This window comes from Rhizobium sp. No.120 (assembly GCF_054558365.1).
In genome coordinates this window covers 13,853-37,189 of the sequence record NZ_BAAJNQ010000016.1, presented here as the reverse complement: position 1 = coordinate 37,189, position 23,337 = coordinate 13,853, and the positions used below count along the sequence as shown (strand labels likewise).

The 23,337-nt window shown below is 57.9% G+C and carries 24 protein-coding genes; 11 read left to right on the top strand and 13 right to left on the bottom strand.

Annotation, left to right across the window (positions count from 1 at the left end):
- Positions 1–72 precede the first annotated feature (72 nt).
- On the bottom strand, positions 73–1,299 hold the full coding sequence (locus ACYJRZ_RS27995; RefSeq protein WP_459464211.1) for an HlyD family secretion protein: 1,227 nt from the start codon (positions 1,297–1,299) through the stop codon (positions 73–75).
- 137 nt (positions 1,300–1,436) lie between these two features.
- On the opposite strand from ACYJRZ_RS27995, the gene ACYJRZ_RS27990 reads away from it, so the two are divergent.
- Entirely contained in the window at positions 1,437–2,339 is a 903-nt protein-coding gene (locus ACYJRZ_RS27990) for a LysR family transcriptional regulator (protein ID WP_459464209.1), read from the top strand.
- Positions 2,340–2,527: 188 nt separating this feature from the next.
- Here ACYJRZ_RS27990 and ACYJRZ_RS27985 read toward each other — a convergent pair whose 3' ends face one another.
- The 6 genes from ACYJRZ_RS27985 to ACYJRZ_RS27960 all read right to left on the bottom strand — a co-directional run bounded on the left by ACYJRZ_RS27985 (position 2,528) and on the right by ACYJRZ_RS27960 (position 8,857).
- Complete coding sequence (locus ACYJRZ_RS27985; RefSeq protein WP_459464207.1) at positions 2,528–3,295, bottom strand: SDR family NAD(P)-dependent oxidoreductase; 768 nt, start codon at positions 3,293–3,295, stop codon at positions 2,528–2,530.
- A 151-nt stretch (positions 3,296–3,446) separates the two neighbouring features.
- Positions 3,447–4,208, bottom strand: coding sequence for an ABC transporter ATP-binding protein (locus ACYJRZ_RS27980; RefSeq protein WP_459464205.1), 762 nt, complete (start codon positions 4,206–4,208; stop codon positions 3,447–3,449).
- Positions 4,205–5,245, bottom strand: coding sequence for a FecCD family ABC transporter permease (locus ACYJRZ_RS27975; protein ID WP_459464203.1), 1,041 nt, complete (start codon positions 5,243–5,245; stop codon positions 4,205–4,207). Before ACYJRZ_RS27975 ends, ACYJRZ_RS27980 begins: the two co-directional genes overlap by 4 nt.
- Positions 5,242–6,273 carry an ABC transporter substrate-binding protein gene (locus tag ACYJRZ_RS27970; protein ID WP_459464201.1) on the bottom strand — a complete coding sequence of 344 codons (1,032 nt, stop codon included), beginning with the start codon at positions 6,271–6,273 and terminating at the stop codon, positions 5,242–5,244. The genes ACYJRZ_RS27975 and ACYJRZ_RS27970 overlap by 4 nt, the downstream gene beginning before the upstream one ends.
- Before the next feature lie 161 nt (positions 6,274–6,434).
- Entirely contained in the window at positions 6,435–6,968 is a 534-nt protein-coding gene (locus tag ACYJRZ_RS27965; protein WP_459464199.1) for a GNAT family N-acetyltransferase, read from the bottom strand.
- Positions 6,969–7,084: 116 nt separating this feature from the next.
- Positions 7,085–8,857, bottom strand: coding sequence for a tetratricopeptide repeat protein (locus ACYJRZ_RS27960; protein WP_459464197.1), 1,773 nt, complete (start codon positions 8,855–8,857; stop codon positions 7,085–7,087).
- Between the two features lie 359 nt (positions 8,858–9,216).
- Here ACYJRZ_RS27960 and ACYJRZ_RS27955 point away from each other — a divergent pair, with 359 nt between their 5' ends.
- The 3 genes from ACYJRZ_RS27955 to ACYJRZ_RS27945 all read left to right on the top strand — a co-directional run bounded on the left by ACYJRZ_RS27955 (position 9,217) and on the right by ACYJRZ_RS27945 (position 14,415).
- The gene (locus ACYJRZ_RS27955; RefSeq protein WP_459464195.1) at positions 9,217–9,690 is read left to right on the top strand and encodes a VOC family protein; all 474 of its coding nucleotides are present in this window, start codon (positions 9,217–9,219) and stop codon (positions 9,688–9,690) included.
- A 519-nt stretch (positions 9,691–10,209) separates the two neighbouring features.
- Positions 10,210–11,331: an efflux RND transporter periplasmic adaptor subunit gene (locus tag ACYJRZ_RS27950; RefSeq protein WP_459464194.1), complete on the top strand. Its 1,122-nt coding sequence runs from the start codon at positions 10,210–10,212 to the stop codon at positions 11,329–11,331.
- Positions 11,332–11,340: 9 nt separating this feature from the next.
- Positions 11,341–14,415 (top strand): efflux RND transporter permease subunit, encoded by a 3,075-nt coding sequence (locus ACYJRZ_RS27945; RefSeq protein WP_459464192.1) that lies wholly within the window; start codon positions 11,341–11,343, stop codon positions 14,413–14,415.
- A gap of 23 nt (positions 14,416–14,438) precedes the next feature.
- Here the strand turns inward: ACYJRZ_RS27945 and ACYJRZ_RS27940 are convergent, their stop codons facing one another.
- A complete protein-coding gene (locus tag ACYJRZ_RS27940; protein ID WP_459464190.1) occupies positions 14,439–15,023 on the bottom strand; it encodes a tyrosine phosphatase family protein in 585 nt (194 codons plus the stop codon).
- A 223-nt stretch (positions 15,024–15,246) separates the two neighbouring features.
- Here ACYJRZ_RS27940 and ACYJRZ_RS27935 point away from each other — a divergent pair, with 223 nt between their 5' ends.
- Complete coding sequence (locus ACYJRZ_RS27935; RefSeq protein ID WP_459464188.1) at positions 15,247–16,545, top strand: NRAMP family divalent metal transporter; 1,299 nt, start codon at positions 15,247–15,249, stop codon at positions 16,543–16,545.
- Between the two features lie 132 nt (positions 16,546–16,677).
- Here ACYJRZ_RS27935 and ACYJRZ_RS27930 read toward each other — a convergent pair whose 3' ends face one another.
- Positions 16,678–16,881, bottom strand: a complete 204-nt coding sequence (locus ACYJRZ_RS27930; RefSeq protein WP_015343887.1) for a cold-shock protein — start codon at positions 16,879–16,881, stop codon at positions 16,678–16,680.
- Between the two features lie 233 nt (positions 16,882–17,114).
- On the opposite strand from ACYJRZ_RS27930, the gene ACYJRZ_RS27925 reads away from it, so the two are divergent.
- On the top strand, positions 17,115–17,474 hold the full coding sequence (locus ACYJRZ_RS27925) for a hypothetical protein (RefSeq protein ID WP_459464186.1): 360 nt from the start codon (positions 17,115–17,117) through the stop codon (positions 17,472–17,474).
- Positions 17,475–17,484: 10 nt separating this feature from the next.
- On the opposite strand, the gene ACYJRZ_RS27920 is transcribed toward ACYJRZ_RS27925, so the two are convergent.
- From ACYJRZ_RS27920 to ACYJRZ_RS27910, 3 genes are all read right to left on the bottom strand, one after another.
- Positions 17,485–18,453 (bottom strand): DUF72 domain-containing protein, encoded by a 969-nt coding sequence (locus ACYJRZ_RS27920; protein WP_459464184.1) that lies wholly within the window; start codon positions 18,451–18,453, stop codon positions 17,485–17,487.
- Between the two features lie 67 nt (positions 18,454–18,520).
- Positions 18,521–18,730: a hypothetical protein gene (locus tag ACYJRZ_RS27915; RefSeq protein WP_459464182.1), complete on the bottom strand. Its 210-nt coding sequence runs from the start codon at positions 18,728–18,730 to the stop codon at positions 18,521–18,523.
- A gap of 111 nt (positions 18,731–18,841) precedes the next feature.
- A complete protein-coding gene (locus tag ACYJRZ_RS27910; RefSeq protein WP_459464180.1) occupies positions 18,842–19,168 on the bottom strand; it encodes an oxidoreductase in 327 nt (108 codons plus the stop codon).
- A gap of 580 nt (positions 19,169–19,748) precedes the next feature.
- On the opposite strand from ACYJRZ_RS27910, the gene ACYJRZ_RS27905 reads away from it, so the two are divergent.
- From ACYJRZ_RS27905 to ACYJRZ_RS27895, 3 genes are all read left to right on the top strand, one after another.
- Positions 19,749–20,252, top strand: a complete 504-nt coding sequence (locus ACYJRZ_RS27905; protein WP_459464178.1) for a sigma-70 family RNA polymerase sigma factor — start codon at positions 19,749–19,751, stop codon at positions 20,250–20,252.
- 202 nt (positions 20,253–20,454) lie between these two features.
- Positions 20,455–20,754 (top strand): DUF982 domain-containing protein, encoded by a 300-nt coding sequence (locus ACYJRZ_RS27900; protein ID WP_459464176.1) that lies wholly within the window; start codon positions 20,455–20,457, stop codon positions 20,752–20,754.
- Positions 20,755–20,756: 2 nt separating this feature from the next.
- The gene (locus ACYJRZ_RS27895) at positions 20,757–20,954 is read left to right on the top strand and encodes a hypothetical protein (protein WP_459464175.1); all 198 of its coding nucleotides are present in this window, start codon (positions 20,757–20,759) and stop codon (positions 20,952–20,954) included.
- A gap of 26 nt (positions 20,955–20,980) precedes the next feature.
- On the opposite strand, the gene ACYJRZ_RS27890 is transcribed toward ACYJRZ_RS27895, so the two are convergent.
- A complete protein-coding gene (locus tag ACYJRZ_RS27890) occupies positions 20,981–21,334 on the bottom strand; it encodes a hypothetical protein (RefSeq protein WP_459464173.1) in 354 nt (117 codons plus the stop codon).
- 146 nt (positions 21,335–21,480) lie between these two features.
- Between ACYJRZ_RS27890 and ACYJRZ_RS27885 the strand changes: the two genes are divergently transcribed.
- Positions 21,481–22,131 (top strand): UdgX family uracil-DNA binding protein, encoded by a 651-nt coding sequence (locus ACYJRZ_RS27885; protein ID WP_459464171.1) that lies wholly within the window; start codon positions 21,481–21,483, stop codon positions 22,129–22,131.
- 59 nt (positions 22,132–22,190) lie between these two features.
- The gene (locus ACYJRZ_RS27880; RefSeq protein WP_459464170.1) at positions 22,191–23,336 is read left to right on the top strand and encodes an HlyD family secretion protein; all 1,146 of its coding nucleotides are present in this window, start codon (positions 22,191–22,193) and stop codon (positions 23,334–23,336) included.
- The last annotated feature ends 1 nt before the right edge of the window (position 23,337 follow it).

Here is a 23,337-nt window from a genome sequence, read left to right as displayed (position 1 = left end):
GTCTCCTTCCGGCTCATGCCGGAACAATTCCATGACGATGCTGAGGCAATAAACGATGCGGATCGGAAAGGATCATCCAGCGTGGCTGGATGATCTCTGCGTGTCGGCTGTCGATGTTCGGGCGGCCTTGGTGTCGATTTCCGGCTCCACCGACATGCCCGAGCGCAGCAACCCGGCGAGATCATCGTCGTCGATGACGATCTTCACCGGAATGCGCTGGACGATCTTGGTGAAGTTGCCGGTGGCGTTGTCAGGCGGCAGCAGCGAGAATTCGAGCCCGCTTGCCGGCGAGAGGCTGTCGACATGGCCCTTGATGGTGACGTCAGGGAAGCTGTCGACCTTGATCTCGACGGATTGGCCGGGACGTACATAGGTCAGCTGCGTTTCCTTGAAATTCGCAACGACATAGACCGAATGCAGCGGCACCACGGCCATCAGCTGCGTACCTGCCGTTACATATTGTCCCACGCGGATCGAGCGGGCGCCGACCGTGCCGTCAACGGCTGCGACGATGTTGGTATAGGAAAGATTGAGCTCGGCCTGCTGGACGGCGGCAGCGGCTCGATCGCGCTGGGCAGCTGCCTGGTCTCGCTGGGTCTGCAGCACGGGGACTTTGGTTTGAGCTGCAACGAGCGCGGCCTGGTCGCGTTCGACAGAGGCCGCGGCCTGCTTTCTGGCCGATGCCGTCTCTTCAGCACGGGATTGCGTGCCGACACCGTTGGTGATCAGACGAGCCGAACGCGCAGCATCCGATATCGCATAATCCAGAGAAGCTTGCGACGCGTCGACCGTTGCTTTGGCCTGCCCGATCAGAGATTGCTGCAGCTGGATCTGCGCATCGATATTGGCGATTGCTGCGTCCGCGGCCTTGAGGTCCGCCTTCGCCTGGGAAAGTGCGGCCTGGAAATCGCGGTCGTCTATGTGGGCGAGCACCTGGCCAGCCTTGACATGATCATTGTCGTTGACGAGCACGTCCTTGATGTAGCCGGCGACCTTCGGGGCGATCGTGGTGTAATCGGCCTTCACATAGGCGTCGTCGGTCGATTCGATGAAGCGTCCGACCGTCCAGTAGCGGTAGCCGAAATCCGCTGCGACCGCGACACCGGCCAGCAGCGCGGCGATCAACACGCCTCGCTTGATGAGCTTTCTATCTGCCTTAGGGCTGGCGGCTGCGACGGGTGTGTCGGTAACTCTTCCTTGCGGAATGTCGGCCGCGGGAGATTTCACCACCTCGCTGACTGGAGCAGCATCGGCCTGGCTTGCGTTCTTGAATGCCTCGTTGCGCGGTAGTTCGACCATCGTCCGTTTCCTTCAGTGCGCCACCCCTTTGTTCGGGGTCATTTTTGATGCGATGAAGATGCGTCCGAACGATCCTTCTGATAATCTCCTCAAATCGGGAAGGATCATCAAGTCACAGTGGATAATCTAAGGACAATATGGATCGCTTGACCAGCCTCACAGTTTTTGGCCGGGTGGTGGAATGTGGCGGTTTTTCCGCCGCCGCCCGCCGCCTCAACATGTCGGTCACCATGGTGGGCAACCATGTGCAGTCATTGGAAGATCACCTCGGCGTGCGGCTTCTGAACCGTACGACGCGCCGGGTCAGCCTGACGGAAACCGGCAAATATTATTATGAGCGATCCTCGCAGATCATTGCCGATCTCGAGGAGGCCGACCGGACGGCGGGCGCGCTTAGCACTATGCCGCGGGGCACGCTGAAGCTCTATACCAGCGGCGCAATCGTCCGCTTCCTGCTCCCCGTCGTCAACGAGTTCATGACGCTGTACCCGGCGATCTCGCTTGATTTCAACGTCGGCGAACGGTCGATCGACATGGTCGAGGAGGGCTACGATCTCATGATCCGAACCCTGCCGGCGCCGGATTCAACGCTCGTCGCGCGCAAGCTCGCGCCTTGGCGCCATATGCTGGTCTGCTCGCCCGAATATCGCGACACGCATCCAATGCCGAAAGTGCCGGCCGACCTCGTGGAGCATAATTGCCTGCAGTACACCTATTATCCTTACGGCGACGAATGGCGTTTCGAAGATGCCGACGGGAAGCAAGTGAGGGTCAAGATTTCCGGCAATGTCGTCTCGAACAATGCCGAGACGCTGCGCTTTCTTTTGGCGAGCGGGCAGGGCATCTTTCTGGCCCCGAGCTTCATCGTCTTCGAAGAGGTCGCCGCCGGCCGTCTTGTGCGTGTCATGCCCGACTATCGCGCCGTGGAATTCACCATCAGCGCCATCTATCCGAACCGCAGCCATCTGCCGACGAAAGTGCGATTGTTCATCGATCTTTTGGCAGAGCGCTTTGTCGAGCACCGCAAGTGGATGACCTGAGGGTTTTACCACGTACTGATCACCGGTCGGTCAGGCTTGCGGCTGCTCGACCAGTCGCCCTCTGATATCGGGCCAAGTCCCACGAGCCATCAGGCGCGTTACCCGACGTTACCGAACCAGGAGGCGGCCGTTCAACAGGGTAGAAATTGCGGTCAGGAAAGCGAGTGGATGAGGATAGCTCTATCTGATCAAATCGCGGTAAAGCCGTTGTCGACGAAAAGATGGATGCCGTTGACGAAGTTGGACTCGTCGGAAGCAAGATAGAGGGCGGCTCGCGCTACATCTTCCGGCTCGCCGATCCGACCCTGCTGCGCGGCGATTGCCGCATCCGAGACATCGACGCCGAGGGCTTGCAACTCCGCCACTTCGCGCAGCCCATGCGGCGTGCGAATGAAGCCCGGGCAGACGGCATTGCAGCGGATGTTGCGATCACGGAACTCGACGGCGATCGCGCGGGCGAACATATGAACCGCCCCTTTCGTCGTGTCGTAGAGCACCTCCATCGGCGTTGCGGCCACAGCCGAGATCGACGAGGTGCAGACGATGGAGCCACCGCCGGCAGCTATCATGCCCGGCAGTACGGCCTTGGTCATCAGAAACATCGAGCGGACATTGACGCCGTGCAGCCATTCCCATTCCTCGAGGGTCGTTTCGAGGAACGGCTTGATGACGATGGTGCCGGCATGATTGAAGAGCACGGTTACCGCGCCAAAGCGGTCTTCGATGCCCTTGACTGCCGCATTGACCGCCGCCTCGTTCGAGACATCGGCAACCCAGTGGTCGGCAACACCGCCGGCATCGCGGATTTCGCGCGCGGTCTGTGCCGCCGCATCGCCATTTCTGTCGATGATCGCGACCTTCGCGCCTTCGGCCGCGAAAAGGCGGGAGGCCGCACCGCCCATGCCGGTGGCGCCCCCCGAAATGATGGCGATCTTGCCCTTGAGCCTGTCTGTCATGTCTTCCCCCATCCGCCGCATGTCCAGGACCGGCGCCTTGCGATCGTCTTGCGATGCCCTTCGAAACGCTCGAGCCCGCCGAGCTTATCGCGAAAGATGCGCTCGGTTCCATGGTGAGGCAAGGGCAATCAGGGGGCGGTTCCGGATTACCTCATCGCAGATAGTGAATATGCGGCCGGGCGTGGTGGGGAGAGGTCTCGATCCTTGCCTCGACGGCAAAGACATTTCCTAGCAAGTCTTCTGTCAGCACGGCTTCCGGGGTGCCGGAGGCGACGATCCTGCCTTGCTGCATGATGATCAGCTGATCGCAGAACATGGCGGCATGATTGAGATCGTGAAGGGCGATGATGCTGGTGACAGGCAGGCCGGCAACCAGGCGCATCAGGCTGATCTGATGCTGGATATCGAGATGGTTGGTCGGCTCATCGAGGATCAGTTCCTTCGGTGCCTGTGCCAGGGCTCGTGCGATTTGGGTGCGTTGCTTTTCGCCGCCCGAAAGGCTCTGCCACCGGTCGTGGCGTTTCTCCCTCATCCCGGCGCGCTCGAGGGCGCTTTCCACGGTTTCGTCATCCGCCGAAGTCCAGCCTGAGAACATCGACCGATGCGGAAATCGGCCGAGCTTTACGACGTCGATGACCTGGAGATTGGCATTGGTCGTGCTGTGCTGTTCTACAAAGGCGACACGCCGTGCGATCGCTCGGCGCGGCATTTTGTCAAGGTCGCGCCCTTCAAGCGTGATGCGGCCGGAATTCGGCTTCTTCAACCCGGCCAGCAGACGCAGGAGCGACGTTTTCCCCGAGCCGTTCGGCCCGAGCAGGCCAAGCATTTTTCCCGCGGGCGCCTCGAAAGAGACGCCGTCGAGCACGGTCTTTCCGCCGATTTTCCAGGTGATATTGTCGGCCTTGATGCTCATGACGCGCGTTGGAACCGATAGAGAATGATCGCAAAGAACGGGACGCCGACAAGCGCCGTAACCACCCCGATCGGCAGGACCTGCTGCGGAATGAGGGCGCGTGAGGCGATATCTGCCAGCACCATGAATATCGCTCCGATGATGGCACAAGCCGGCAGCAGCCGGATGTGAAGCGGCCCGACGATGAAGCGCGCCGTGTGCGGTACGACGAGACCGACAAAGCCGATCGAGCCGACCATGCTGACGATGGTCGCCGTCATCATCGCGGTCAGCGCAAAGAGTCCCATCCGCGCTCGCCCGACATTGACCCCAAGGGACGACGCTGCCTCGTCGCCAAAGGCGAAGGCATCCAGGATGCGCGTGTAGAGCAGGCAGGCGGTAAGCCCGAAGCCGACGATCGTCGATACCAGCATGAATTCCGGCCAGCGGACGCCGCCGAAACTGCCAAGCAGCCAGAACATGACGTCACGTGCCTGTTGGGCGTTCCCCGATGTCGTTACGATATAGGACGTCGCGGCGTTGAATAGCTGAGAGACGGCGACGCCGGCTAGGATAGTGCGGTCCGCACCGCCTCGCGTGCCGTTCGAAAGCAGAGCGACGAAGAAAAAGGCTGCGAATGCGCCGGCAAAGGCGCCTGCCGACAGTGAAACGGCACCGGCGCCGACGCCCAGGATGACGACTGCTACGGCCCCTGTCGAAGCGCCCGCCGAGATGCCGAGCACATAGGGTTCGGCAAGGGGATTTCGAAGAAGCGCTTGCATGATTGCGCCCGACAGCGCCAAGCCCGCTCCACAGAAAGCCGCCACCAATGCCCGGCTGAGGCGATAATCCCAGATGACCGTTTCGTGGATGCGGTTGAGCTCAACGCCTGTCCAGCCCAGCCTGTTGGTGATGGCGTAGAACGTCGTCGACAGCGGTATCGGCAGGTCGCCGATGCCGACGCTGATACCGATGATCAGGCCGATCGCTGCAAGGGAGGCCAGCAGCAACAGGCCGAAGGCAGCCAGTTGCCGCAGGTTGCGGTATGCGTCGATCACTTCAGCAGACCCAGGGCCTTGAGCTGCTGGGCCACCTGCTCGGCGCCATAGATCGTGCGGATGGTCGGGTTCATGGCCTGACCGTCCATAACCACGATGGCCTTGTTCTTGACCGCGGGAAGCTGGCTGACGGCCGGATCGGCGGTGAGAAACTTGATCTTGGCTTCCGGCTTGTCGAGCTCCCAGCGATTGCGGTCGAGGCTGGCGACGACGATGACGTCCGGATTGGCGGCTATGATGCTCTCCCAGCCGAGTGTCGGCCATTCCGCTTCGGTGGTAATGGCATTGCGGCCGCCGAGGAGGTCGGCGATATAACCTGAAGGGCTGTTCTTCCCGCCGACATAGGCATCTGCAGATGGCGACGGGCTGGAGAACCAGAAGACATAGGAGAGCTTCTTATCATCCTTCGGCGCAATCGCCCGCAGTGCCGCTTCCCGCTTTTTCAGATCAGCGACCAGCGCCTGGCCCTTGTCGCGGACATCGAAAATCTGCGAGAAATCGTCGATTTCCTGGTAGAGCGCGCTCATGTTCCAGAGCTGGCTACGGGCGGCATTGCCGTATTTGTCCTGAGAGGCGCCCTGGGCTGGGCAGATGCTGGGGGAAACATAGGTGGGAATATTGAGCTTTTCGAAGTCCTCGCGCTTTGCCACCTTGCTGCTCGGTCCCATCAGGGTCGGTAGTGCGGCGGTAACGAAATCGGGATTTTCCGAAAGGATCGATTCAAAGGTCGGAAACTCGACCGTCAGCAGTTTGACCTTGGAATTGGCTTCCGCAAGCTGCGGCAGAACCTTGTTGGGCCAGAAGGCGGTACCGGCCATTTTGTTTTCGAGGCCGAGCAGAAGAAGAATTTCGGCACTGTTCTGGCCGAGCGCTATCGCGCGCTCCGGAGCCTTCTGGAACGTAACCTTGGCGCCGCAATTCTCGATTGTCAGGGGATAGGTGGTCGAAGCGGCAGAGGCTGTCGACACGGCAAAACCAAGGGTCACACAAAGAGCCGAAAGGGTCAAAACTGATTTCAATATGGTCACGAAAATATCCTGATGACTATTGTCGACGAGATCGAACGGAGGCGCGTGCGCGATATAGCCGTGCCATCGGATCAAAACAAGAGAAAAAAAGTCATATTATTTTATGCGACGTGTGCTTGTAAACTTTGCACGCCATGCATTCTCGCGAGAGGACGTACTTCTCATCGGTCTCGATCTACTATGTTGTCACGCCTGACTCTGGAAAGGAGCAGGCGATTCATCTCTGGAACGAAGCGAATGGTCTTGAAACCTGCCGTTTCCAAGATCTTCTTGGAAGCAGCGTTTTCGGGATGGGCAAAGGCGCGGACTTCGCCAAGCCGCAACTCCCTGTCGGCAAAATGTAAGGCCGAGGCGACCAACTCCGATGCGTATCCATATCCCCAGGCGTCCCGACGGAAAAAGTATCCGATTTCGCAGCCCCAGCCTGGGTCAAACGGATCGTCGTACAAGCCGCCCCAGCCGATGATTCTTGCGTCATTCTTCCTGATAACGGTCCAGGGTGCATATCCATCGTGCCGCCGGCGCCATTCATGAACCGCGATCCTGCGACGGCATTCGCCAGGCGTCACGTCCACATGCGTATGCTTCATGGCTTCCTTGTCGCCCAGAAATTCGAACAGAGCAGGAGTATCGGATAGACGCGAAGGACGGAGCAGCAGCCGCGGCGTTTCGATCTGCGATCCGATGTTTCTCATATGATTTCGCCTTTCATATTTGCGTACTTCATGAAAGGATCGCGCCGCGCACCAACTTTGTTGCAGAGCGCGCTAGAGAGAGTAGCTCAAAACTATCGAAAGAAGAGAAGACGCGACTATTCCTGCCCCTCTAGTCTTTTCAGGGATTCTTGCGCAGTCGCTAGTCCCTGGTCGGACGCCTTACGGAACCATTTGATTGCCTCGGCCCGATCCCGCACAACTCCATGGCCCAATGCATACATGTTGCCCAGATTGCCTTGGGCCACATCCAGGCCTTTGTCGGCGGCTTTTTTATACCAGACGATCGCCTGACCGTAATCCTGCGGAACGCCCAGACCTTGGTCGTATAGGAGACCGAGGGCGTACTGGGCCGTGGCAAAGTCCTGATCGGCGGCGCGGCGATACCAAATCAACGCTTGCGCATAGTCCTGGGGAACGCCTTGGCCGCTTTCGTAGCTGTATCCCAGATTATATTGGGCAACAGCGAGCCCCTGCTCCGCTGCTTTACGGCCCCAAATCAACGCTTGCGTATAATCTTGCGGAACACCTTGGCCGACGGCATAGAGATCACTAAGGCTGCTTTGCGCTTCCGCCCAACCTTGCTCCGCTGCCTTGCGAATATAGGTGACAGAAAGGGCGGAATCGCGATCGACACCTAAACCGAACTGATAAAGCCCGGCGAGCTTATATTGCGCGGCCGCTTCCCCTTGATCGGCGAGCGGTTTCCAGTAGCGCAGGGCGGCGGCGTAGTTGCCACTATTGTAGGCGGCCTGTCCTTCCTCGATCGCAGATCTGTCGGAAAGGTGCGACTTGGCTGTCGCGGAATTGGTACCGGGCCCTGGCAGAGCAACAGCGGATGCGGACATGGCTTGGCTGTTCCAGTTCGACAGCTCGGGCAGACTTGCCGGCAGGTCCTCGCGCCACACATGGCTCATTGCAGTAATCTTTATACCGCCACTTTCCGCAGCAACTGTTTCTGTCGCTTCAAGTGTCGAGCCGTCGCGCAGGGACACGATGAATGCCATCGTCACGTTTTTGCTGGCAATTCTGGCGGCAGCCAATTGTTCGCCAGTAAGCTGCTTGGCCTTTTCGCCAAAACTTGCGATCACTCCCTCGGCGGCTGATGCCTGCGATTGTTGAAACGCCGCATTGTCATAGGTTTTTTTGAGGCTGAAAGTGGCTGTTTGATCGGCCAAATCCGCGGCTTCGAGCTTCCATTCGATGGTGACGGGAACAGGCGTCCCACGCGAATATTCCACCGTCGACGCCGTTCCCGTTTGGCCAACATCGTATGTCGAGCCATCCTGCTCTTGTATGGTGGCGAGCAGCTCCGCTTCCGGTGCGAGATTATGAATAACCAGCAGCGGATTGCCTTTTATACCCTCAATAATATTTGTGAGACTGCTTTGCGGTGTGACAGAAAGGCCGTCTGGTCCGACTGCAGCCGCATTCTGTATGTTACGGAGGATTACGTCGAATCCGACGAGTTTACTCGGGAAGCCGTTCAACCCCGCTTCATATTCCAGTTGCCGGATACCATAGGCTGACAATGAAATTCCATAGAGGGCGTTCATTGCGTAAGAATCGACGGCGCCTTCGGCACCTTGCGGCAGATCCGCGCTGAGCGACCAGCGAACCTGCATGCTATTCGTATTCCGCGAGACGACCGTCATACGCTGACGGAAATCGCCACGTATGATCGCGGCCGGCTTATCGAACCATAACGACATGTCGGTGGAGGTGGTCTTGTGAGAGCGATAGACGTATTCGACGCCCGTTTTGGGGGCGTATCCTGGAATCGTCACGCTATCGGCAGCGCGAGCAGTCTCCAGACAAACCAAAAGGCAGGGCGAGAGAAGTAAAAGCAGGCTCTTCTGCAAGCTGTCCATTTTTATTGTTCCCATTCTTCAACCAGATTGGCGCGAACCGAAATATCCAAGGAGTGGCTGCGGCCAGAATACCGGCGCAACCGCTTTTCGATTTCCTGCGCATTTCCGACCCGGGGACCGATCGTGAATTGACCAACGGCGACGGCCCCGTTCCCCATCATTTACTCAAGGTTGCGGCATCTGCCAATATGGCGGCAATACAACCGCGCCGCCCGCAAATTATTTCAATCTGAGAAGGTGCCGAGATTACGACAGGAATACGGTCATTGCCCAGCCGAAATGGCATCTATGAGGGTGGCGAAATCCGATCTCGCGCCTATTTCAACAATCGGGAGATGGAGAGTAGGAGGATGAGAACAATGGCAAAGAACACGATTTGCCTGTGGTACGACAAAGACGCAGAGGCCGCCGCCAATTTTTATGTCGAGACTTTTCCAAATAGCGCCATGGGTGCCGTCATTCGCGCGCCAGGAAACTATCCGGAGGGCAAGCAGGGCGATGTGCTGGTCGTCGAGTTCACGGTCGCGGGTGTTTCCTGCGTTGGATTGAACGGCGGTCCGGTGTTCAAGCACAATGAAGCTTTTTCATTTCAGATCTATACCGAGGATCAGGAGGAGACGGATCGCTATTGGAATGCCATTGTCGGCAATGGCGGCCAGGAAAGCGAATGCGGCTGGTGCAAGGACAGATGGGGCGTATCCTGGCAGATCACCCCGCGTGTTCTGATGGACGCACTGCGTGAGGGCGGCGATCCGGCAAAGCGGGCTTTCGACGCGATGATGACCATGAGGAAGATCGATGTGGCCACAATCGAAGCGGCACGGCGTGGCTGAGGCCTGAAGCGCTTCCTCAATACATCTCGTTTCTGGATCGCCGATGCCGCGGCAATTTGGGATGGCAGCAGCGGTCGACGCCATGATTGCTTTTATTCAAGACTCCATTAAATATGGCTTCAGGAATATGCAGCCGGCTGTTGTGGATCTGATATCAGCAACTTATCCTTGATCAAGTGAAGCGGCGGCCGTTGGCGTTTGGCTGGTGAGGTTTGCAGAGAATGGCCGCACGAAACGCCGCCAGCTGGAATCATTGCAAGATCAGTATCGTCTTCGGCGGGCGAAATCCATTGCTGCATGACAGGCGTAGCAGCCAAGGAATTTGGCTGATCGAACCTGTCAGCCTTGATAAAGGCTACTTTCCATACAGAGATTGGCCTCAGGCTACCATATGCTTGCGACTGCCTCGGCGCCGGAGGGCTTCTGATAGAGTTGCCGCGAAATCTCGTTGCGTCGACGCCAATAGAATTTCTCCCGACCTATTCCCGAAGAGTAGAGCTGACACTCATGATAAAGCGCATGATCATCATGTTGGTCGTCATTGGCCTGATCCTTGGCGGGATCTTCGGCTTCCAGGCATTTAAGAACCGCATGATTGCGGCCTACCTGGCTAATCTCAAGTCGCCACCGCAGACGGTCTCGACAATCACCGCGGCAATGAGCCCGTGGCAGACGACGCTGCAGTCGATCGGCAGCTTCAACGCCGTCGAAGGCGCCAATCTCTCGGCGCAAGTCCAGGGCATTGTCCAGAAGATCGGCTTCGAAGATGGTCAGGACGTCAAGAAGGGTGATCTCATAGTGCAGCTGCTTGCCGATCAACAGATCGCGACGCTGGAGCAATACAAGGCGTCGATGGCGAATGCACAGATCGCCTATGAGCGCGATTCCAAGCTGATCAAGGCAAATACGATTGCGCAAAGCCAGGTCGACAGCGATCTGGCGAACTGGAAGGCGGCGCAGGCGCAGGTTGCATCGCAGCAGGCGTTGATCGATCAATATTCGATCCGCGCTCCCTTCGATGGCCACCTTGGCATCAGGCTGGTCAGCCTCGGCCAATATCTGTCTGCTGGTACAGCAGTCGTCACCTTGCAGTCGCTCGATCCGATCCAGTTCGATTTTTCCATGCCGCAGCAGGCCCTGTCACAGCTCAAGGTCGGACAGACAGTGACGGCGACGGTCGATGCCTATGGGAACCAAACGTTCGATGGCAAGATCACGGCGATCAGCCCGTTGGTGGACACGCAGAGCCGCAACATCACCATTCGGGCGACCTTCCCCAATCCCGATCGCAAGTTGCTGCCGGGTATGTTCGGCAGCGTAACGGTGGTGGTCGGTGAGCCGAAAGATTATATCTCGCTGCCGCAGACCGCCGTTACCATCAATCCCTATGGCAATGTTGTCTATGTGGTGACCGACAAGGGTAACGGGGCGGATGGAAAGCCGCAGCTCGTCGCCAATCAGAAGTTCGTCAGCACGGGGCAGGCGCGGGGTGATCAGATCTCCGTGACCAAGGGCTTGAATGCGGGTGAAGTGGTGGTCACGTCGGGCCAGCTGAAACTCAACAACGGCTCGCTCGTCATCATCAACAACGATGTGCAGCCGTCGAACGATCCCAACGCGGATCCGGCAAACCCCAACTGAGGTGTGGCGATGAATATCACCGATATCTTCATCAAGCGCCCCGTTCTTGCTCTCGTGGTCAGCGCGCTGATTATCGTGATCGGCTACCAGTCGTTCCGTTCGCTGACCGTGCGACAGTATCCGCGAACCCAGAACGCCGTCGTCACCGTGACGACCACCTATCCCGGTGCGGCGCCAGACGTCATCGCCGGCTTCATCACGACACCGCTTGAAAACGCCATCGCACAGGCCAACGGCATCGATTACATGACCTCGACGAGCACTAGCGGCACGTCGACGATCACCGTCAATCTTCGGCTCAATTACAGTGCCGATGCGGCGATGACCGAAATCAACGCCAAGGTATCCTCCGTTCTCAATCAGCTGCCCACGGGCACGCAGCAGCCGATCATGACGGTTTCCATCGGCCAATCGATCGACGCGATGTATATCGGCTTCCGAAGCGACGTTCTGGCCAGCAACCAGATCACCGACTATCTGACGCGCGTCGTCCAGCCCAAATTGCAGGCGGTCAACGGCGTTCAGACGGCCGAAATTCTCGGCGCGCGAACCTTCGCCTTGAGAGCCTGGCTGCAGCCGGACAAGCTCGCCGCCTATGGCCTGTCGGCTGGCGATGTCTGGACCGCGCTCAGCGCCAACAACTACATCTCCGGCATCGGCACCACCCGCGGCCAGATGACTCAGACGGTGCTGACGGCGAAGACCGACCTGCATTCTACCGACGAATTCAAGGAAATGGTGGTTAAGCAGATCGGCAGCACGATCGTGCGGTTGAAGGATGTCGCGACCGTTGCGCTTGGATCCCAGAACCCCGACGTCCAGATCGGTTTCGATGGGCAGGACGGTGTGTTCATGGGGATCCAGATCGCCCCGACGGCCAATCTCCTCGACGTGATCGCCGGTGTGCGCGCAGTCTTTCCAAGCATCCAACAGCAGTTGCCGCAAGGGCTTGAAGGCTACATCGTCTACGATTCCAGTACCTTCGTCACCACTTCTATCGATGAGGTCGTAAAGAGCCTGGTCGAAGCTCTCCTGATCGTCATTTTCGTCGTGTTCGCTTTCCTCGGTTCTCCGCGATCCGTCGCCATTCCCGTCGTCGCCATACCTCTGTCGCTCGTCGGCACTTTCGCGATGATGCTGATCTTCGGCTTCTCGATCAATCTTCTGACGCTGCTCGCTCTGGTACTGGCGATCGGCCTCGTCGTTGACGACGCCATCATCGTGGTCGAGAACGTCAACCGCCACATCGAAGAGGGATCGACACCCATGAGGGCGGCGCTGGATGCGGCGCATGAACTGGTCGGGCCGATCCTGGCCATGACGGTGGTGCTGGTCGCCGTCTACGTACCGATCGGTTTCCAGGGCGGGCTGACGGGCGCATTGTTCACGGAATTCGCCTTCACCCTGGTCGGCGCCGTTACCGTATCCATGATCATTGCGCTGACGCTGACACCGATGATGTGCTCGCGCATCCTGAAGCCGCACCTGACCGATCGCAGCGGCTGGGAAGAGCGTATCTCCGACTTCATAGATCGCCGCTTCTCGGAAATCCATCGTCCCTATGTGCGTATGCTGCATGGCAGCCTGAATACCGTGCCGGTGGCGTTGGTCTTTGCCGTGATCGTGCTGGGCAGCATCTATTTCCTCTATACCAGTGCCAAGACCGAACTGGCTCCCAACGAAGACCAGGGCTTCCTGGCCGCCCAGGTGACGAACCCTCCCAATGCAACGCTTCAGCAAAAGCTGCTGAATTCCAACCAGGTCACCAAGATCTTCCGCAGTTTCCCCGAAACCGACAAGACCCTGCAGGTCGAGGTGCCAGGTACATCCTTCGAGGGCATGGTGCTGAAGCCGTGGGACCAGCGGACGAGAACGGCGGATCAGCTGCAGCCGCTGGTACAGGCGGATCTGGCAAAGATCGCCGGCGGACAATCCGTCGTCTTCCAGATACCACCGCTGCCCGGCGCCAGCGGTCTGCCCGTGCAGTTCGCCATCGGCAGCACCAGCGGCTTCGAGCAGCTCAACGAGGTGTCCACCGCCTTCCTGCAGGAGGCACAAAAGTCAGGCGAGTTCATCTTCTTGACGAAGGATCTTTATGTCGACAATCCGCAATATTCCATCCAGATCGACCGCAGCAAGGCCTCGGCTCTCGGCCTCTCTATGAACAATGTCGGTTCCGCGCTCGCCTCCATGCTGGGCGGCGGCTATGTCAACTATTTCAGTATCGACAACCGCTCCTATCAGGTTATTCCACAGGTGGAGCAACGGTCCCGTCAGACGATCGATCAGATCATGAATTATCCAATCGCAAACGTGAACGGCAACAAGATCCCGCTTTCGGCGATCGCCACGGCGAAACTCCAGGCCACGCCGCGCTCGGTCGCGCATTTCCAGCAATTGAATTCGGCCACCATTTCCGGCGTGCCGGCACCCGGCGTTGCCGTCGGCGATGCTCTGAATACGCTGAAGTCGATTGCGGCGCGGACATTGCCGCAGGGCTACTCGGTCGACTATGGCGGGCAGTCGCGTCAATATGTGCAGGAATCGAGCGGCATGGCGACCACTTTCGCGCTGGCCCTGATTATCGTGTTCCTGGCGCTTTCGGCGCAGTTCAACAGCTTCCGCGACCCGTTTATCATTCTCGTGTCCGTGCCGATGTCGATCGCAGGCGCGCTCGCCTTCATCAGCCTCGGCATCGGCGGTGCGTCGATGAACATCTATACGCAGGTCGGGCTGGTGACGCTGATGGGGCTGATCAGCAAGCACGGCATTCTGATCGTCGAGGTGGCGAACACGCTGCAAGCCGAAGGAAAGACCAAACGCGAAGCCATCGAAGGCGCTTGCGCCATTCGCTTGCGACCGATCCTGATGACGACAGGCGCCATGGTTCTCGGCGTCGTGCCGCTGATCCTAGCGACCGGAGCAGGGGCTGTCGCCCGCTTCAACATGGGCCTCGTGATTGCCGCCGGTCTTGCCATCGGAACGCTGTTTACGCTCTTCGTCGTGCCGGCGGTCTATATGCTGCTCGCAGCCGATCATCACAAGAAGGATGCACCGGAGGTTGAGCCGGCTCCTGCACATTGAGTGGCGGCCCGGCGGCACACTCTTTACGCCGGGATCGCCATATTGAGTTCTGCCTGACGTCCGAGATGCGTCATCCAGTCGACAAAGTCAGGCCGCTTCTTGATCTGCCGACCATAGTGACGGGCAAGTGCGGCGTTCAAATCCCCCTTCCGGCCGAGCTGCTCGTCGGCAAAGCCGATCATCTGGGAGTTCGGCCAAGCCTGCGGGCGGATAGCTACCAGACGAACAAACAGGCTCTCGCCCGATTCTTCGGGGTTTGCTTGCGCCATTAACAAGAGCATGGCTGCGGTCGAGCGCGATACGCCCATATGGCAATGCACCAGCAGATGGCTTGGCGCCTCAGGGGCTTGCTGCGCCTGAAACTCGGAACCGAATTTCAGGATCGTTTCGACATGTTCCGGCTGCGGCATCACACGCCCAGGCGCCGTCGCGATGATGTCGTGAAAACGCAGCGTCGTGCGATGATGCCTGGCATAAGAGTGGAAGACGTCGAGCTCGGGATATTCCGGATCGAGGAGGGAAAGCACGTGGGTGACGTTGCGCACGCGCTGATCGGGCAGCTCCTCAATGCCGCAAACCGTGAGTTTGGGAGAAAGAAGCACGCTCATTGTCATATCCTTCAAATCAGCTGGCGATTCCGCCTTGCTTGATACGATAAGTATCATCGCTCTGAAGTGAAAGCGCTTTTTACTCCTTGCCAGCCACGCCATGAACTTGGGCGAGTTCCATTCCAGCGATTTGGTTCTCGGGAACAAAATGCTTGCAAATGCGGTTCACTCGCACCGGCAGCCGCCATGATGCGCTGTGCCCGGTTTCTGCTGGGAGGCAGTCATGAGTGACTATCAGTTGGATAACAAAAGCTCTGTCGTCGAACCTTCAAAACCCCGTTTGTTAGAAATCCTAGGCCCTGGCTTGGTCACCGGCGCTTCAGACGACGATCCCAGCGGGATCGCGACCTATTCGCAAGCGGGAGCGCAATTCGGCTACATTGCGAGTTGGACCTTGCTCCTGACCTATCCGCTCATGGCTGCCGTGCAGATGATCAGCGCGCGCATCGGCCGGACCACGGGACGGGGGTTGGCGGGCAGCATGGCGAAGTGTTATCCCCGATGGGTGGGGATAAGCATCACTTTTCCGCTCCTGATTGCCAATGTCATCAATCTTGGCGCCGATCTCGGTGCGATGGGGGATGCCGCACATTTGCTGCTGAACGGCAATTCGCTGATTTACGTTGCGGCCTTCGGCATCATTTGCATCCTTCTGCAGGTCCTTCTCAAATACAAGCGGTACGTTGCCGTCCTGAAATGGCTGAGCTTGGCGCTTTTATCCTACATCGCGACCCTGTTCGTGGTGCATATCGATTGGTCGGCCTTTACCCTCGGTCTGCTGCTGCCGACCTTCAAGGCTGATCCGAACTACTGGTCCATGATCGTCGCGATTTTTGGAACGACGATCAGCCCCTATTTGTTCTTTTGGCAAGCGTCCCAGGAGGCTGAAGACCTGAAGGAGAAGCCACGGGAGGAGCCTCTTGTGAAACATCCGCAGGAAGCGAAAAGGGCGGACACTCGCATCACGCTGGATACCCTCATCGGCATGGCGGCATCCAATATTGTCGCGCTCGCGATCATCACGACGACAGCAGCCACGCTTAACAAGGCCGGTGCCACAAGCATCGAAAGTTCCGTCGACGCAGCGAAGGCGATCGAGCCGCTGGCCGGACAATTCGCCAAGATCGTTTTTGCCGCGGGGATTATCGGAACAGGCCTTCTGGCTGTGCCCGTTCTCGCAGGGTCGGCAGCGTATGCTGTCGGGGAGGCGGCCCGGTGGAAGGTCGGGCTATCGCGCGAGCCGAGCGAGGCGAAGGCTTTCTATACGACGGTGAGCCTGGCGACGGTGGTGGGCATGCTGTTGAACTTTACGCCCATCCCACCAATGAAGGCCCTATTCTGGAGCGCCGTCATCAACGGCATCGTCGCGGTGCCCGTTATGGTAATCCTGATGCTGATTGCCACCAATCACGACGTCATGAAGCAGTTTGTCATCAGAGGCGGGTTGAAAGCACTTGGCTGGATCGCCTGCGCTATCATGTTCGTCGCCGTGATCGGCATGGCCGTGACCGCATTTATGTAGGAACGATCGGGCGACGCAAATTGCCGTTTGGTGAGAGGTGATTCGGGCAAACCGTCGGCATGCGCTTACATGGATTCCTGTTGCGCCCGAGTGCACTACCCGAAATTCCGGGTAGTGTCATGTCTATAACCATTAGAGCGGTCTGACGTTTTCCGCCTTTGTCTTGCCAGTTTTCCGATCCTGACCGAGATCGTAGGAAACGGACTGTCCCTCCCGAAGCACGTTGCCGTACTGCAGGGCGGAGACGTGAACGAAAACGTCAGGTCCTCCGCTTTCCGGCGTGATGAAGCCGAAGCCCTTGTCTGTGTTGAAAAACTTAACCGTGCCAGTTGGCATGATATCCCCATATCTTTGCGTTTGATTGCGGCGGCAACCTAGCGGGCAACCGCTGTCAGATCAAGCAGATCTGCTGCAGCTACCAGAAAATGCCTATGATCAGACCGCTGATCGAGCCTCGGGCTGAATTGAGCTGAAGAGTTCTTTGACGTTCAATTGCCTCGCTCGGCCATCTAAGCCTGCGTGGCTTAATTCCCATGCGGGAACCAAGGCGGAGGAGGACGGTTCGGATTGTGATCGATCAATCGGACAAAATGGGTGGTTTTCTTGAAACGGTAAGGCATTGCCCCGCCCGAGAGACCACCGAGATCAGGAGGTGTAAGGTGGAAATCTATCATCGATATCGCGAGAACGCCGTCCCGCCCGGTTCCATTGTCGTCAAATTCTATCATTCTGGCGATCAGATCCGAGGGTTCCTGCGCAAGGTTACGCCGCCCGGAGAGGACGACGCCATCTTCCCAGGCGAGGAGATGGAGCCCGATGACGCTTTTCGGGCAGCCCGTAACAAAATGTCCGGTGAAGTCGTGCGGCCCATTTACGTCGAATTGTCGGAAGGCGTGAATTGGAACCCGGCATGGAGTCAGCTCGAATGAGCGGAGTTGATTACGCAGGTCGCTGTTGCTGCGGCCCGGACTTCGCGATTTCGCCCCGACGCCCCCGCGGATTCTTCGCCCGGGAGGAGAGCTCCTTTTGCGGAGCTAGTCCAAGACGCTCGTTCAATCGCTGCGCGTCGGCTGGTGCCCGTACTTTTACGTCATTGTCGAAATAGACATAGACGTCTCGGCCAGGCTGTGGCTGTTTCAGCCGCTCCAGGACACGGTTGGCCTTGCTCGGCTCGCGCCCGTGCGCCCAGTCGTCGATGCGTTCTGCCCAGGCCTCCAGGGCTTCGTCGTCATATCCGCTGACATATAGCTCCTCGGAGCCATGCAGGCGGCAATAGACGAAGTCCGCTGTGACATCCATGAGCAAAGGCCATTCGACAGTATCTGCGCAGACGAGTCCGATCTTATGTTTCCGCAAGAGCTCGATAAAGTCGGGGTTCACGAAGCTCTCGTTGCGGATTTCGAAGGCGTGGCGGAGTGGTATCTTTTCTTCCGTCTGCAGCCAATCGCGACCGTTCAGCCGCTCGTCATGGCGCCTGGCCAGATGGGCGGCTTCATCGCTATCTTTCGGCAGCATCTCTATAAAAGAGGAAAATAAGGCCGGGTCGAAGCGCAGTCGCGGAGGAAATTGCCAGAGGATCGGGCCGAGTTTTCTTCTCAGGCGCAGCACGCCGGACGCCATGAAATTGGCAAGCGGTACCTCGACATCGCGAAGCCTGCGCAGATGGGTTATGTAGCGAGATCCCTTAACTGCGAAGACGAAATCGTCCGGTGTCGTGTCTCGCCACCTGGCAAAAGTTTCCGGAGTTTGAAGGCCATAGAAGGTGCCGTTGATTTCGATGGATGGAAATTGCGAGGAGGCATAGGCGAGCTCCCGTTTCTGCGGCACGTTCTTCGGATAGAAAACACCGCGCCACGGAGCGTAAGTCCAGCCTGAAATACCGATACGAATGGTTCCAGTTCTTTTCATGTTGCCTATTGCGTTCGTATTGGCCTGCCCTCATGAGGGACGTTGCCGATGTCCAATGCTTTTCGTTTCAAGTAACGTTGATGGAAGGCAGGAATGACATGACTTCACTGCGTCGCTTAGGTGGCAGTGTCTCAATCTCCATTTGCCAGAAGGATTCCGCTTCGATGGGATCGGCCTCCCAACTGTTTGTTGAGAGGATGTTGTCATCCATTACAAGCAATCTTCTGCCACCAAGCCTAAGATATTCCTCGGCGATCTCCTGTGCACTGTTCATCATGATTTTTCTCCTCGAATGATCAATTTGTTGCCGACAAGCCATACTATGGATGCCGGCAACAACAGAAATTTGGGAAGTTCAGATAGTGTTTTGACGTTTAATCGACACTTATTACTGCGGGCAATTGCTGTTTGAGGTGCTGTCGCTTGACTGGCTGCTGCTTTGCGTATCCGTACCCTGCGCGGTATTCTTGCCAGTCTTCATGGCGTTGCAATCCTGCGATTGACCATTGGAATTTGGGGTGCCATTGGTTCCCGTCGTATTGTTGCTGGCACCTCCATTTCCGCTCGGAGCAGCTCCGTTTTGTGAACTGGTGCCAGCACCGTTACCACTTCCCGAATTACCGGTGCCGGTTGCGCCGGAGCCCGATTGCTGCGCCATGGCCGCCGTGGCCATGCCGATTGAAAGGGCACATACTGCGATCATTCTCGTCAACATTGGTATTTCCTCTCTTTAGCTTGCTCCCTTCCAACTGGAAAACCGTGCCGTTGTTTCCGGATTTTTTTGGTTTTTTCGTCCATGAGGGCCGGATCGGCTACAATTGCCTCAGTGCCGGAAACAAGCCGCTGCCGTGAAAGTTAGAGTTCTCTTTATCGGAGGGCTCGATCATGTCTGCTTTTAAAGATCGTCCTGTCATCAGCGACTTTCAGCGCCCGGTCAGGCTCCGAGCGGCGATCCCTTCTTGGGCACAATCGATAGCGAGTTCGCCGACAAGGGCTTCCTCGTGTCGGTTTTCAACATGCTGCAATTATTTGGATTCCCGTGGAACAAGCTCGAGGTGCAACCGTTCCCTTGAAGGATGTGAGGAGCATCTCAAGTAGGAGAAGGCTCCGAAGCATCTTGAATATGCATCACCGCGCATAACGAGCAGCAAATCTGCACAAATCATCGGGGTCGTTTCGTCCAAACGCCTGCCGACTGTGACGACATGCGCTGCGCTTCGGTAGCAGCCGAGCCACGGCCTTGCCAGTCAATGCCGAGGGATTCCGCTGTGCGCTGTTTTCCAAGGAAGAGGCTTATGATCGATATGTACCGAACCGCCGGTCTGCAAGACGAAATCGTTGAGCTTATCCCAGCTCTTCGCGCCTTTGCGCGCAGCTTTCACAGAAATGCCAACGATGCCGATGATCTGGTCCAAGAGACCTTGACGAAAGCGTTGGCCAATCTCGACCAATTCGATCGTGGCACCCGGTTAAAATCCTGGCTGTTTACGATCATGCGCAATACGTTCTGCACTAAATTCCGTATTAGCAGGCGCGAAGCTCCCGGCGCCAATAAATGCGTTTCGGGTGATGGAGTGGCGCAGCCATCGCAAGAATGGACCATCCGGGCAAAAGAGCTTGAGGAGGCCTGTAATCTGTTGCCGGAGCATTATCGCTCGGTACTTCAATACGTTGTCATCGAAGGGCGTTCCTACGATGCTGCCGCAGAAAGATTCGGCTGTGCAATCGGCACGGTGAAAAGCCGGATAAACCGCGCCCGCCAGCAATTGGCGGTGCGCCTTGGCGAAGACGGTCATTGACGATCTTATCATCCCCCAACCGTGCCTCCACCAACGAGACCCCGGCTTTGCACAGGTCGCCATCTGTCCCCCGCAAATGCCCGTCAGATGCAGGCTCCGGAGCCGGCGCGAAGACCTCCGCGAGGCAGCGCGGTCTCGAGGATTTGAGGAACAAAAGCCGATATCCGTTGTTCGGGTCCAGTAAAAAGCGGACATCCAGAAGATGGAAACAGGCAGGAGATGGGAGGATTGGATGTACGATGTCATTGATGTGGAATTCACGACGCTTTGGACCCACCCAGTCCGCCTTGCGGCCGGTGGTCGAGACGATCAGATGATCCGAGGACCGGAGGAGGCGATCCATTTCCTGTCGCAACGATGGCCCTGTAAAAGAAACTCCGCTTACATCAATGCGAAGGCCAAATGCGCCGCAGCCGTTTTGCACAAAGTTCCCGTTGAAGCATCAAGAGCCGCTTTCGTGACCGCCTGCGTCGATGCAAGCCTTGTGTTGGAGCAGGCATAGCCATGAAAACCGGAAGTGATGATAGGAACTCCGAAAGCGATGCCTATGAGCTGGGCAGAAAGGCCTTTGCGAAAGGGGCGTGCAGTGACAACAATCCGTTTCCGCAGTGCGATCAGCGGCGCGATGAATGGGCGCATGGCTTCATGGACGCGCAAAAAATTCGCAGCGATCAGCATAAGCCGGGCCACCCTCCAAACTGATTGTGCGTGAAGAGCGGCGACATGCCTTAGCGACGGCTTTCCCGTTCGTTGATCTCAATCTGGCCTTTCTCTGTAAGGATCGGCAAGGCGATATTATGTTGTGCCTCGTCCATCTCCTGCACAGTGACCAGCGTTCCTCCCTGTTCCAGCGCTGCCGCATAGGCTGTGCGCTGTTCTTCATGAAAGAAGATGCCCGTTAACGCGTCGAGAAAGCCCATATGATCGATTGGCGCTGTATCGGGCCGATTACCCGGCGTCATCGTAATTGCGTCTTTCGGAATGCCGGCATCCACCAGTTCCTGAGCCGCAGCTTCTGCATCATATTCATCAGCGAAGAATGCACTCAGCGCGAGGGAGCCGGGTTTGCTTTGACTGTTCATGAGGATTTCTCCCTTTTGGATGTTCCTATCGCTCTAACGAATGCCGATAGCGCGGGTTCCCCGTAGTGATAGGGCCGCACGAATGGAACAAACAGAAGGGCGATTAGTTGATCGTTGGAGAATCTGGAACCCATTGCGAGCCCCCAATGCTCGAGAGATTTGCTTCGGCCGGCGCAGGCCCTTCACTGGCGTATGAACATGCAGACGCAGAGACACTCGGCGAGCTGCACGACGATGCGCAATCCTGTCAACGTTGCGACCTCTATCGCAACGCCACCCACCTTGTATTCGGCGAGGGGCCTCCTACCGCCGAAATCGTGCTCGTCGGAGAACAGCCCGGCGACAAGGAGGATCAGGCTGCTCGGCCTTTCGTAGGCCCCGCAGGCCGTCTGCTGGATCAATGCCTTCATGAGGCGGGCGTCGACCGCGATCGCTGCTACGTCACCAACGCGGTGAAGCACTTCAAATACCAGATGCGCGGCAAGAAGCGTCTGCACGCAAGGCCGAATGCCGGCGAGATACAGCGTTGCGCATGGTGGCTTGGCGCGGAACTCGAGCTGCTGCAGCCGAGGTTGGTCGTCGCACTCGGCGCAACCGCCATATCCTCCTTGCTCGGAACGAAGGTGAAGGTCATGCGCGATCGCGGACATATCCTGCATTCGTCTGCGAAGCTCGATGTTCTCGTGACCATCCATCCGTCGGCCCTGTTGCGGATCAGGGAGGCAGAAGAGAGGGAAAGAAGCCGAGCTGCCTTTATCGCGGATCTGAAAAAGATCACGCGCTTTCTACAGGGCTGATCACCTCTTCATTGAACCGCCGAAGTCGGATTGAGCAGGACAAAAGCAAAGGTCATGTCATGGCTGACAATCAACCCACAAACATGGAAACCAGGCCGGACCGGCCGACACAGCAGGCATCAGATGAAACCGACCGTCGGAAAGAGGCCCCGCAGGAAACAAAGCGGCCTTCCTTCCTTCGCCGTCATCCCTTCTGGATCTTGCTCGGTGTTGTGGTTCTGGCGGTTCTCATTGCTGCCGGATGGTTCGCCTGGAAGGTGTATTTCTATCCTTACGAGACGACGGACGATGCATTCGTCGGCGCCCGCAATTTCTCCGTCGCCGCCAAGGTCTCCGGCTATGTTTCCGACGTGCCGGTGACCGACAACCAGCATGTCAAGGCCGGCGATATCATCCTGCGGATCGAGCCACGGGATTACCAGATCGCGCTTGACCAGGCCAACGCGCAGATAGAGGCCGCTAAGGCCTCTGTCGAGAGCGCGAGTGCACAGATAGAGGCGGCTACCGCTTCCGTCGATGTGGCAAGGGCGCAGCTGAACTCGGCCGACGCGGCCCTGCAATACGCGCAGCAGGAAGCCAATCGCCAGCAGCAGCTGGTCAAATCCGGATCAGGCAGCGTGCAGGCGGTACAGCAGGCGGCGTCCACCTTACAGCAGGATCAGGCAAGCCTTGCCCAGATGCAGGCGAACGTCACATCCGCGTTGAAGAACAGGGCCGTGGCCGAGGCACAGAAATCGAGCGCGCTGGCAAGCCTCAAGCAGGCGCAGGCGCAGGCGGAAGAAGCCCAGCAAAATCTCAGCTATACGACGATAGCGGCTGCCCAGCCCGGCCGCGTCGTCCGTCTCACCGGCGCAAAGGGGCAGTTTATCGATGCCGGCCAGGCGATCGCGACTTTCGTCCCGGATGAGATCTGGATCACTGCGAATTTCAAGGAAACGCAGCTGACCGACATGCGTCCGGATCAGCCGGTGGACGTGACGATCGACGCCTATCCGGACCATACGCTGCACGGCAAGGTGGCCTCTGTCCAGCCAGGCTCCGGCACCGCCTTTTCGCTTCTGCCGGCGGAAAACGCGACCGGCAATTATGTGAAGGTCACGCAGCGTGTCCCCGTTAAGATCGTCGTCGACCAATGGCCCGCCGATCTCCCCATCGGCCCCGGCATGTCCGTCGTGCCGACGGTCACGGTCCGGCCGAGGAGCTGAG